Source organism: Haloquadratum walsbyi J07HQW2 (assembly GCF_000415985.1).
GTDB lineage: Archaea > Halobacteriota > Halobacteria > Halobacteriales > Haloferacaceae > Haloquadratum > Haloquadratum walsbyi_B.
In genome coordinates this window covers 3573180-3583484 of sequence record NZ_KE356561.1, presented here as the reverse complement: position 1 = coordinate 3583484, position 10305 = coordinate 3573180, and the positions used below count along the sequence as shown (strand labels likewise).

General features: G+C 59.5%; 11 protein-coding genes and 6 pseudogenes. 15 read left to right on the top strand and 2 right to left on the bottom strand.

Annotated features, from left to right (window positions below):
* Nucleotides 1-308, top strand: a pseudogene (locus J07HQW2_RS19460) (hypothetical protein); the annotation flags it as partial.
* 14 nt (nucleotides 309-322) lie between these two features.
* Here the strand turns inward: J07HQW2_RS19460 and J07HQW2_RS16635 are convergent.
* Nucleotides 323-1684 (bottom strand): annotated as a pseudogene (locus J07HQW2_RS16635) (restriction endonuclease); the annotation flags it as partial.
* A gap of 135 nt (nucleotides 1685-1819) precedes the next feature.
* Here J07HQW2_RS16635 and J07HQW2_RS16630 point away from each other — a divergent pair.
* From J07HQW2_RS16630 to J07HQW2_RS19450, 8 genes and pseudogenes are all read left to right on the top strand, one after another.
* Nucleotides 1820-2266: a hypothetical protein gene (locus tag J07HQW2_RS16630; protein ID WP_048075371.1), complete on the top strand. Its 447-nt coding sequence runs from the start codon at nucleotides 1820-1822 to the stop codon at nucleotides 2264-2266.
* The gene (locus J07HQW2_RS16625; protein WP_021056865.1) at nucleotides 2263-2817 is read left to right on the top strand and encodes a DUF6166 domain-containing protein; all 555 of its coding nucleotides are present in this window, start codon (nucleotides 2263-2265) and stop codon (nucleotides 2815-2817) included. The genes J07HQW2_RS16630 and J07HQW2_RS16625 overlap by 4 nt, the downstream gene beginning before the upstream one ends.
* Before the next feature lie 78 nt (nucleotides 2818-2895).
* Entirely contained in the window at nucleotides 2896-3102 is a 207-nt protein-coding gene (locus tag J07HQW2_RS19455; RefSeq protein ID WP_021056864.1) for a hypothetical protein, read from the top strand.
* Between the two features lie 19 nt (nucleotides 3103-3121).
* The gene (locus tag J07HQW2_RS16620) at nucleotides 3122-3400 is read left to right on the top strand and encodes a ribbon-helix-helix domain-containing protein (RefSeq protein WP_021056863.1); all 279 of its coding nucleotides are present in this window, start codon (nucleotides 3122-3124) and stop codon (nucleotides 3398-3400) included.
* Nucleotides 3393-3656: pseudogene (locus J07HQW2_RS16615) on the top strand (type II toxin-antitoxin system RelE/ParE family toxin). The gene J07HQW2_RS16620 and the pseudogene J07HQW2_RS16615 overlap by 8 nt, the downstream one beginning before the upstream one ends.
* A gap of 126 nt (nucleotides 3657-3782) precedes the next feature.
* Nucleotides 3783-4268 carry an HNH endonuclease signature motif containing protein gene (locus J07HQW2_RS16610; RefSeq protein WP_021056861.1) on the top strand — a complete coding sequence of 162 codons (486 nt, stop codon included), beginning with the start codon at nucleotides 3783-3785 and terminating at the stop codon, nucleotides 4266-4268.
* Nucleotides 4265-4882, top strand: a complete 618-nt coding sequence (locus J07HQW2_RS16605) for a DUF6166 domain-containing protein (protein WP_021056860.1) — start codon at nucleotides 4265-4267, stop codon at nucleotides 4880-4882. Before J07HQW2_RS16610 ends, J07HQW2_RS16605 begins: the two co-directional genes overlap by 4 nt.
* Nucleotides 4882-5013 carry a hypothetical protein gene (locus J07HQW2_RS19450; RefSeq protein ID WP_268238779.1) on the top strand — a complete coding sequence of 44 codons (132 nt, stop codon included), beginning with the start codon at nucleotides 4882-4884 and terminating at the stop codon, nucleotides 5011-5013. Before J07HQW2_RS16605 ends, J07HQW2_RS19450 begins: the two co-directional genes overlap by 1 nt.
* Before the next feature lie 247 nt (nucleotides 5014-5260).
* On the opposite strand, the gene J07HQW2_RS19445 is transcribed toward J07HQW2_RS19450, so the two are convergent.
* Nucleotides 5261-6544 (bottom strand): C2H2-type zinc finger protein, encoded by a 1284-nt coding sequence (locus tag J07HQW2_RS19445; RefSeq protein WP_303704286.1) that lies wholly within the window; start codon nucleotides 6542-6544, stop codon nucleotides 5261-5263.
* A 233-nt stretch (nucleotides 6545-6777) separates the two neighbouring features.
* Here J07HQW2_RS19445 and J07HQW2_RS20185 point away from each other — a divergent pair.
* The 6 genes and pseudogenes from J07HQW2_RS20185 to J07HQW2_RS20180 all read left to right on the top strand — a co-directional run.
* Nucleotides 6778-6984 (top strand): annotated as a pseudogene (locus tag J07HQW2_RS20185) (hypothetical protein); the annotation flags it as partial.
* Nucleotides 6985-7024: 40 nt separating this feature from the next.
* On the top strand, nucleotides 7025-7849 hold the full coding sequence (locus J07HQW2_RS16590; protein WP_303704285.1) for a homing endonuclease associated repeat-containing protein: 825 nt from the start codon (nucleotides 7025-7027) through the stop codon (nucleotides 7847-7849).
* Between the two features lie 15 nt (nucleotides 7850-7864).
* Nucleotides 7865-8107, top strand: coding sequence for a hypothetical protein (locus J07HQW2_RS16585; protein ID WP_021056856.1), 243 nt, complete (start codon nucleotides 7865-7867; stop codon nucleotides 8105-8107).
* Between the two features lie 66 nt (nucleotides 8108-8173).
* Nucleotides 8174-8674 (top strand): annotated as a pseudogene (locus J07HQW2_RS16580) (hypothetical protein); the annotation flags it as partial.
* Between the two features lie 139 nt (nucleotides 8675-8813).
* On the top strand, nucleotides 8814-10106 hold the full coding sequence (locus J07HQW2_RS16575) for an RNA-guided endonuclease InsQ/TnpB family protein (protein WP_048075368.1): 1293 nt from the start codon (nucleotides 8814-8816) through the stop codon (nucleotides 10104-10106).
* A pseudogene (locus J07HQW2_RS20180) lies at nucleotides 10103-10305 on the top strand (hypothetical protein); the annotation flags it as partial. The gene J07HQW2_RS16575 and the pseudogene J07HQW2_RS20180, both read left to right, overlap by 4 nt.

Genomic DNA, 10305 nt, shown 5'->3' with positions numbered 1-10305 from the left:
CCGACCACCCCTCTGACCTCCTCGATCCGACAAACATGGAGCATCTGGACCAGCCACTGTTCCTGCTGGGCCACGGCGTCGAGAACCCAGCTGACGGCATCCACGGTGACGAGGAGTACCTCTACGTCGTCGAACTCCCGACGCGGAGCCCGTTCGACGAGCCGGCAGAGTGGACAGTCAAAGTGAGCGGGCATTCCGCGTTCCCGCGCTGGGACGGCCCGACCGACGAGGCCTTCGACCGGGCAAGCTGGCAGTTCAACGGCCCGCTGGAGCACGCACTCGAAGAGCTGGTGGCTGAGCCAGCCTGAACACCGAGCGGGCTGATGATGCCGCCGATGATCAGAAGCCCGATGAGGAGTAACAGCGTGGTGATCGCGCTACCCCCGGCTAGCCACTTGTTCTCCATCGCCTTCTCGTGAATCGGCATCTCGCCGTATTCCTCGCGGAACGCCTCAAGGTTCTGGTCGTCGTAGAAGTACTTCGTCTTCAGCGCGAACCGTTCGGTCACTGCACACCCCGTACAGACCGGTTCCCCTTCGAGTCGTTCGGTCTTGATGTGGCTGTCGCAGGCGATCGCCCCGCAGTTCGGACAGTACGTGTAGGTTGCGTCGACGCCGCTCGTCTCGCAGTGGACACACCGATGAATCCCGTCCTCCAGCGTGACCCGTGAAGGGCCAGCAGTATAGTATTCGTATGGATACGAATACTCCTGGAGCTCGGTCGTCTGCCGAACCTCAGGGAGATACACCGGCTCGATCGATTGTACTGAGATGTCCGAGAGATTCGGCTCACACGTCTTGTTGTAGGTAACGTTGTTGTCGCCGGTGTAGGTCACCGTCGTCGTATGGAAGTCCTGAAGACGGTCAACTGCCCACTCCTTGTACTCCGTTTGGGTCTGGCCGAACCGGCGCTCCTCGACGGCGTCGAAGACCTCCCCGAACCGATCGGCATCAAGATTGACTGTCGCGTGGAAGTTCTCGGTGACCAGTGTCGCAATATCGTCGTCGGCCACCGTCGGATGCCCACGCTCAGCGTGGACGACGAACTGTGTGCGGTCGTTGATCCGATGGACGACGCCGACTGACGTTTCGAAGACGGCGTTGGTGTCAGCGGTGATCGCGACGACCGGGCGGAACGTCACCTGCGAGTGCGGCACTGGCAGGTCCGCAGCCTCAATGTTCTCGATGTCGCGGAACGCCTCTTTGACGGGTGTGTCGACGTCGACCGCCGGGTCGTACGGCCGGAGCGTCTCGTCGCAGAGGATTTCGATGCGGCCGTTGTAGAGGTCAAGCCCGATCTCGTCGGCGATCTCTCGGAGGTCCTCGCCGTCGAGCAACTCGATTGGATGCGGATCGTCGTTCTGCTGAAGGCGCTGGGCATACTCCTGGGCAGGATTCGTGAATCGACCGGTCGTGACGACTATCCCGCGCTTGGGACCATCGAAGTCGAACGTCGCGATCGCCGAATGGAGCTTCTGGACAACCGGCCGGCCGACGGTTCCCGTGTGCTTGCACTCGACGATGATCGCCCGCCGTGTTCCGTCGACGACTTCCTCCATCAGGACGTCCCGGCCCTCGTCAGCCGTCCGCTCGGCCTGCCGGACGTTCTCGTAGCCGAGGTTCCGGAACACGTCCTCCATCAGGTCCTCGAACTCGAACCCCGAGAGGTCGTCCAGTACAGCCATCCGAATATAATTGGACTGTATCTTGCTAGAACCAAATACGTTGCCGACCTCGGCAACGAAAGCGGGTGCGGCGACCGCAGTTGTTGTTTCACGTCCCGCGAGGGGTGCGGGACGTCATACCGTCCCGGGTCAGCGATGAGTTCTGCAAACGACAGCGAAATTGCCCCCGACCACTGGTGGTTGCATCGCCGAACAGACGACGAACACTTCGTGTTCGCCTATGAGTTCTCAAACTCCGTTCTCTGCCACGTCCAGCAGACCTCGGAGTGGCTGGTCCGGGTCGATCGGGCCGATGGGACGATCCTCTTCAGCCAGCATGACCTCCGGTCGCGAGCGGCGGCGGTCGACCTCGCCCAGAGCATCATGGAACTCTGTACGATGCTCCATCGGGAGGTCGTCACTGAGCGAAGTCAAGCGCGAAAGCCGATGTACGTCGGTCCCCGAGCAACCGGGGCCGCGAGTGCGAGCACTCGGCGAACCGGACGCAGTCCAGACACCGCCCGTCGACCGTCGGATTCCCGACCCCAGCAGCCACCGACCCGACCACGAGGCCTCGATCACCGGCAGGGTGAGTTCCGATGACCGGCGGCCGAGCCTACCGCGGCGAGCGCTGTATGGGTGGTCAGTTGGTGTACACGCCCGACGGTGACCTCCTAGACAAGCACCTCCACATCCTGCGCCGTGCTCCTGGTGGATTCGACTGGGGTCCAGAGGCCGACGAGGCCCGTATCGATCAGCTCGCCATCGCACTACTGGCCGATTCGTCGACGAAGAACATCGCGCTCGACCACTACAAGGAGTTCGCAGAATACCTGCGTGAAGAGCTCGAGGGTGACGAGTGGCGACTCCCGTCCAGCGACAGTTCGGCCGATACCTGGTCGCAAGACATCGACGTCGCTGATGAGACGCCGTCACAGGAGGATGTCGATATCACGGCGGTCGATTTCGACGAGATGACCTTCGCGGTCGAGCGAGCGCTCTGCGAAAAGCACGACATCAATATCCACCAGAGCGTCGACGACCGCCGCGAGGCACTGGAGGACGCTCGCCAAGAAGTTCGATCAGAGACCACCGACTCGGAGGAATCACCCACGGACACCGGCGGCTTCGAGTTCCCCGCAGCCAACCAGTAGGGGCGGTGACGGCGTTCCCGGAGCTGTTTGTAGAACCCCCGAGAGGGGTGCGGGGGTCACCACTCCCGCGACGAACCGATGAACGGGAACGCACGACGCCCCACGTCGAACGCAGTCCAGGCCGAAACGCTTGCTAACCGTCACGATGACCCCGTCGAATACGTCGGCTTTCGCGTCGATGGCCAAGCGGTCGTTCTAAATCTCTCCGAACACCAGCGGCTCACTCCCGATCGGAGTCTCGATGTGGTCACCCACCAGAGTACTCAACCGAAACTACTTACGTGATACGAGCGTATCACAGCATATGAGCACCGACAGTGACGCCGGCGGCGACGGCGAAATGGAGAAAATCAACGTCCGGGTGCCGCAGTCGCTGCTGACACAGGTCGACGAGGCCTGGGAGGAACGCGGCTACGCGACCAAGTCCGAATTCATCCGCGATGCCCTCCGGGATGCTGTCAACCCGCCAACACAGCTGTCCGAGGAAGCGCTCAAGCACCTGGCAGAGAGCCGCGAACAGCGAGAACAGGGCGAGACGGTGTCGCAGGACGACGTGAAGGACCGCCTGGGCATCGATGACTGAGGTCGAGTGGACATCAAAAGCACTCGATTTGCTGGACGGACTCGACACCGAAGCCCAAGAGCGACTGGTCAAGAAACTCGACGAGGCGAAAGACTGGACCTCCCACCGCCTCGAAAAGCTCACCGGCTACCCGTACTACAAGCTCCGCGCCGGCGACTACCGAGCAATCATCACGTGAGACCGAGACGAGGATATCCTTATCGTCGAGGCGGTCGGGCATCGCCGGAATATCTACGACCGCCACCTCCCGCCGTAGCCAATTCTACCTACTGAACTGCTCCGGTCGGTGACGACCCCGGTCTGAGATTCAAGTACGATTCCAGTCGGTAGTGTTTATTGCCCCCGAGAGGGGTGCGGGGGTTCCACTCCCCGTCAACGAGCTATGATCGATTCAGAGTACCCCTGGCGAGACGAATCGCTACTTCGCGACCTCTACTGGGATCAAGAGTTGAGTACAACCGAGATCGCTAACAAACTGGGCTGTACGCAACAGACTGTCTCAAAATGGATGCAGCGGCTCGACATTCCACGTCGAGATCCGCGAGAGGCGGCTCCGAATCGACGACGACATCCCGCCGTGTTCACCGACCGTGGCTACGTCATCTGCGCCTCGAACTATCGCGGGACGACGGATTCCGTCGGAATTCACCGACTCGTCATGGTGGCAGAACGCGGGTTCGACGCCGTCACGGACAAGCACGTCCATCACAAAAACGGCGTTAGATGGGACAACAGGCCGGAAAACCTCGAACTCCTCAGTCGCGCCGAACACGCCGACCGGCACGACTTCGGTACTGAAATTCGGCCATCGGATGACGAGTGGGACAGATCAGGTCGAGATCGTGATGAACGGGGACGGTTCAAATGACCAAGGCGTACATCGGCTGGCGACGCCAGGGTGACCTCGTCGTGACGCGACTCCCTGAAGACACGGAACTCACACCCGACCGCAGTCTGGATCTCGTCAATCACAGTCCGAGCGGCTTCGAAGTCGGGTATCGGGGCAGCGGGCCCGCACAGCTCGCCTGTGGGCTTCTCCTCGACCACTACGACGACACCCAGGTCGCCCGAGAGCACTATATTGCGTTCCGCAGCCGCGTGATCAGCCAGCTCGAATGCAACGGCCCCGCAGCGTGCTGGTACCTCACCGGCGAGGAGATCGACGCCGCGATGGCGACGATCACTGACGATGTCGTCGCACTCCCCGACGGTGGGGGACCGTCACCGACGCTCCCCGAGAACTGGCGAACGGTTACTCGCCCCGACCGGCGAGTCTTCCAGCGCGCTGATCGCGACCACTACATCGTACTCGGAGACGGAACCGACGGATGGCTGGCAGTCCTCTGCAGCCAGGGCGATCGCGCCTATCCGGCGCCCTTAGCGAGCCGGACAGTATCGGACGATGGCGATGTCGAGCGGGCCATCCGTGACCTCGCCGACGAGAGCAACGGCCTCATCGAGCCACCGGAGGGAGAGTGCTGATGGAGACGCTTCGGCTGTCGCGAGCCACTCACCAGCTGATCGAACGCGGGGTCGAGGCGCTCGAGAAAATCGGTCGCGAACTGGAGCGGTACAACGACCGGCAAGAGCGCACCGACAGCGCAGATTCGTGACGCAGACACATTCTTTCAACCAGCGTTCGAATACCGGCTTCCAGTACACACGCAGTCCCGAGCGGTGCTCGTGTCCCATTCATCAGGAAGGACAGCCAGTCACGGCACCGCTCGGTTTGTGGCTCGCAGAGCGCGTCCATATCGAATCGATCCCGCGCCACGTCGCCGGCGCGATCTACGAGGCCCCATCATTCCTATATGGACGATGTCCCGCGGACATCTGGAGCATTCAATAGTATTTGAGCGATTACCGTTCACCGTACGTCGTTGCTGTTGAGGAAGCACGCTTCCAGTTATCTTCGAATCCGGGTGGGGCAGAGCCCATCCACTCTAACAAATCATCCGCATCCGATCCGTTGAACCGGAGAAGATTTTGTCCAACGACGGGACGGAATCCGTGTTCGCGGAACAGTTCGGCCATAGCCGCCAGATCGTAGGTCACGCTGTGAAGTCGTACAGTGGCGCTGCCGCTGGTGAAATAATTATGACCGAGTCCTCCATCAGAAACGTACCACATACGAGCCAACTCCGGTGTGAGCGATAGGTCGGAAGGCAACCGTTTCTCTCCATTCGGGTAGAATCGACGACGGAGCTGGTTGCAAAACGGGTGAGTGTGAGAGGTGAGACGATAGACTGTTTGGTAGTTGGCGGGGTCGTCAGTAGCCTGCTCCAGTCCCTTGGTCGCCGCAGACTCGTCGGGTGATAAGCTTTGAGAAACTCCCGTCGAAAACCAACCTAACTGTTCATCGAGCCACTTCAAGAACTCCTGATTCAGCAAACAAATTACGAACTGATGCATCTTCCCGTCTGGTTGGGCACCAACACAGCCGTCCCCGAGTAACAGACCAATCACACGCTCTTTTGTCGGTTGATCTAGATCGGGACGGTGGTCGGTTGCTCTGAAATGAACACCGAGACCAGCGTGGCCGTCAAAAGTTCGCTCGCAAGTTGGATAGTCCACAGCTCCGCTTTCAGTTGGATGCTCAGAAAGATGGGCAGTAAGGTCTGATCGTCGGGTGAACGAGTTGGTACACCATGCCATCGGACAGTCGTAAACTGCGTTATCGGTCAACGACTCACCGTGAGTGTGGTAATGGTGACGTCGCATTCCGGGCCGGCTATCAAATACGTCTCCACAGGTTGGACACCTCGTCATCGATTCCTGGTCAGGATGATTCGTAGTATGACGCTGTAGTTGATCCCTGTCCTCAAACGAGCGTTCACACCATTGAACCGGGCACTCGTACCCGGCGATACTCTCATCGTGGGACGTAGCGTGGTGGCTCGCTACCGCCCGGGGAGTAGCGTAAGTATCATCACACGTCGGACAGGTCGCACCGTTACCATCTGGACCGTGGTGCTGTTCAACGTGGTCGTCGCGATCGGTACTCCGCTTGAATTCTCGCTGGCAGCCGTCGATGGTACACTCAAACCCCGCAAGACTCCCCTCGTGGGCCTGTGTATAGTGGACAGACAGCCCCATTTGTGAATCAAAGGATCGCTCACAGTCCGGACAATCGTGCTCGGTCACAGTCGCTGAACAGCTAACTGCGTGATGGTATTTGAATAGTCGGACCAAATTGACCGGATTGAGAGCTACCGAGAGACGAGCCACTCTGACCTCAGTAGGTGGCCGTCAGAGAGATTCGAGTTCCACCTCTGTCTCTTAACCGAGGTTAACCAACATCCAGCCGCTTCCCAGGTCAGTGTTGGTTAACGTGGTGTTGTTGTTGCGCCCGGCAGAGGGGCGCAGGGCGCGAGACGATGCAGGCGGCCGTCGATGAGCGTTCCTGCGTCGAGGTGACCGAGATGAAAGACCCAGAGTCGAGAACCATCTTCGCTGGCGTCGATGGACGTACCGACACCGAACTGCCCGAGTGGTACCGACAGCGTCACGGGGGCGCGAATCCCGTGTCCTTCGCCGAGGCGATCCGAGATCTCCCGCAGGCTGTCACCGGGTCGAGAATTTATAACGAATTACGGGGGAACCGCGGAGGGAGGTGACGGAGCTTTGACCGACCATATCTGTGACTACTGTGGCGAGTCGTTTGCGACCTCCAACGAGCTGGGTGGCCACGTAACGGCGGTCCATCGTCGCGACCAGATCGTAACGGACGCGGATGTGATTCTCGACGATATTCAGCGTGTCGCAGACAAATTGGGAAAACCGCCGACAGCAAAGGAGATGAGCGAGCACGGGGAATACTCCCAGCGCGTCTGCCAGAACAAATTCGGGAGTTGGAACGAGGCGCTTCGTGAGGCTGGCTACGCTCCAAATCGGAAATTCCGACTCACCGATCAGGATCTGTTGGATGAGATTGACCGTCTTGCGGAGCAACTCGGGCGCCCGCCATCGAGCGGGGAGATGGACCGGATTGGAGAGCATCACAGATGGACGTATGACCACCGGTTTGGCGGGTGGGAAGAGGCACTCACTGAAGCTGGCTTCTCACAACCGCAGTCGTATCAGGAGCGCTCGGCGATTCCGTACGGGCCCAACTGGCCAGAACAGCGACTACAAGCGTTAGAACGCGACGGTTCCGAGTGTCAAACGCCATGGTGTGAGATGACCCAAGCTGATCATCAAGAGGAGGTTGGGAAAGATATCTCTGTTCACCATTTGGTTCCGCGGAAGTTCTTCGTCGGGCCCGACGGCCAGTTTGACCACGAGGAGGCAAACCAGGTTTCGAATCTCGTGACGGTCTGTTCGAAACATCATCTCATCTGGGAGGCCGTCGCCCCGCAGCGGTTGGATACGATTGTTGACGCCACACAGCCACCAGAGCAAGTTGAGACAGAGAGTGGTGCTCTCCCCCTACGAAAGGATGAGGGGTAACCCCTCGTGCTTCAAATGCGAGAGACAGACGAGTCTATCCCGACGCCGAATACAGACGGTCTCACGAACAGAGAACGGCTCCGGTGGCACCTCACTAGTGCCCTCGCAAGCGCCGAGTCGCCAGAGACGAAAGCCCATCTCCGAGGAGCCCTTGCTGCGTGTCAGTATCTCCCGCCGACACCACTCGTTGAGTGTCCGCTCTGTGGGAAAGTCGGGCTTCCAGAGCGAATCCAAGTTCACGAGTGTCGACAGTCGTAGCGTCGTTTTTTTCGCCTCGATGGGTGGAGGCGCAGATCAGAACGCTTCGCGCCTTCGGAGGATGCTATGAAAGACCCAGAGACAGCTACGGTCTTCGCAGGCCTCGATGGGCGAACCGAGACTGAACTACCCGAATGGTACGCCGAGCAACACGGCGGTCCCGAGCCGATCAGCTTCAGTGAGGCGGTTCGAAACCTCCCGCAGGCAGTCGATACAACAGTCGCATATCGCAATCCGTACAGCGATGAGTGGATTGAAACGGAGCGGTTCAACGCAATTGTCGAGCCATCGCGGTTACAAGCAGAAGCAGACGGTGACGCCGACGCGGAGTCGCTATTTCACATCCCGACTGACTCGTACGCGATCATCAACCCTGTCGACGTCTACGGCCCGCTGGAGGAGGTCCTTCGCGAGGAAACCATCGACGGGACGCCGCTGGGCGAGGTGATGTTCGGCGAAATCCGGCGCTACCGTGGCGGCGGCGAGGTCCATATGGACATTATGTTCGACGGCCTCGAGGTGCGTCTCCCCGGCCGGTCGGACCCGATCACGATGGGCGTCACAGCGGTAACAGCGCGGAACTCCACGGATTTAGCCGTGGGAGGGAGTGCGTAAGCTCCAATCGACAAACCACTAACTACGGCAGGACTGACTCCCCCAATACAATAATAAAAATTAATAAAGTATAGCTATTACCGTGAAATACATGGCGTGGGAGGTGACTCGAACGGTCCATGTCCGCCTTGACGTGCCCGACGACCGCAAGAGTGACCTCCACGCCACCAACGATCGATTCCAGTACTGCGCTAACCGCACCGCAGACTGGGCGTGGCGCTACCCTGAAGAGGACTGCGTGACCAGCAAAAGCGAAGCTGAAAACGCAATCTATGATGACCTCCGCGAAGAAACCGACAGGCTGCACGCGAATCTCGTCCAGAAAGCCATCAAACGCGCCACTAACGACATCGACAGCTGTGTAGACAGACTGGCTGACGACGAAGATACCAGCAAGCCAGAGTACGACACATTCAGCATCGTCTACGACAAGCGCGCCGCCACCTACCACCGCGACAAAGTGAGCCTTGCCACGGTCAACGGACGGGTCGAGTGCGAGTACGACCTGCCCGCCGACCCGGAAGGTACACCACATGGCGAGTACCTGCTGAACGACAACTACGAGTTTTCGACCAGCACTGTCCACTACGACAGTGACGCCGACGAGTTCTATCTCCACGCCGCGATGGAACGGGAAATAGACGCGAGCAGTCCTGAGAAAGCCGAGGATTCGAGAGTCCTTGGCGTGGACTGCAACGTTGACGACCACATCGCCGTGACTAGCACGGGGAAGTTCATCGGCAACGCCGACCACCTCAACCACCAGCGCCGCGAGTTCGAGAAGCGGCGTGCCAGTCTACAACAGACCGGGACGCGAAGCGCCCACCTGACTTACCAACGCATCGGTGACAGGTTCGGTCACTGGAGCCGTGACTACTTGCATCAATGTTCCAAACAAATTGTCAAAGAAGGCGTACGCCACGGCTGTACGCACATCGCCTTCGAGGACTTGACACAGATTCGAGGGCGTATCAGCGACGGTAAGAAATTCCAGCAGTGGGCGTTCCGCGAACTACAAGAACAGGTGGCGTACAAAGCGGAAGAACACGGCATCGTGGTTGAGACAGTTGAACCGTCCTACACCAGCCAGCAATGCTCGAAGTGTGGCTGTACATTAAAACAAAACCGCGAGGGGCAACGCTTCGCCTGCTTGGACTGTTCGTACTCGGTTAACGCCGACTACAACGCAGCGAAGAACGTTGCTCGGAAACTCGCACTCAAACTCCAGCGGGGGCAGAAGTCCCCTGCTGGAGGGGCGTTCTGTCAGTACGCCCTCGAGTCGGGGATTATGACCGTGAACACGACTGACGTGGCGTCCGACACGCCTGTGTCGGCAGAACGGGAGTCCACCGACAAGCCCACCGCTTCAGCGATGGGTAGCTGACGTCGGGCTACGACTTCTTCGGCGAGCACGCCGTCTACGTGGAGGGTTTCGCTCAGGATGGCTACTGCTCGAACACGATGCGCTCGCTCACCGATAAGGAGGTCATCAAACATGTCGGCGACGTGCGGAACTTCCGGACCTGGTGGGAGGAGCTCCTCGCACAGGTCGAACTCGTCGCCGACGACCTCTTCGAGTTCAT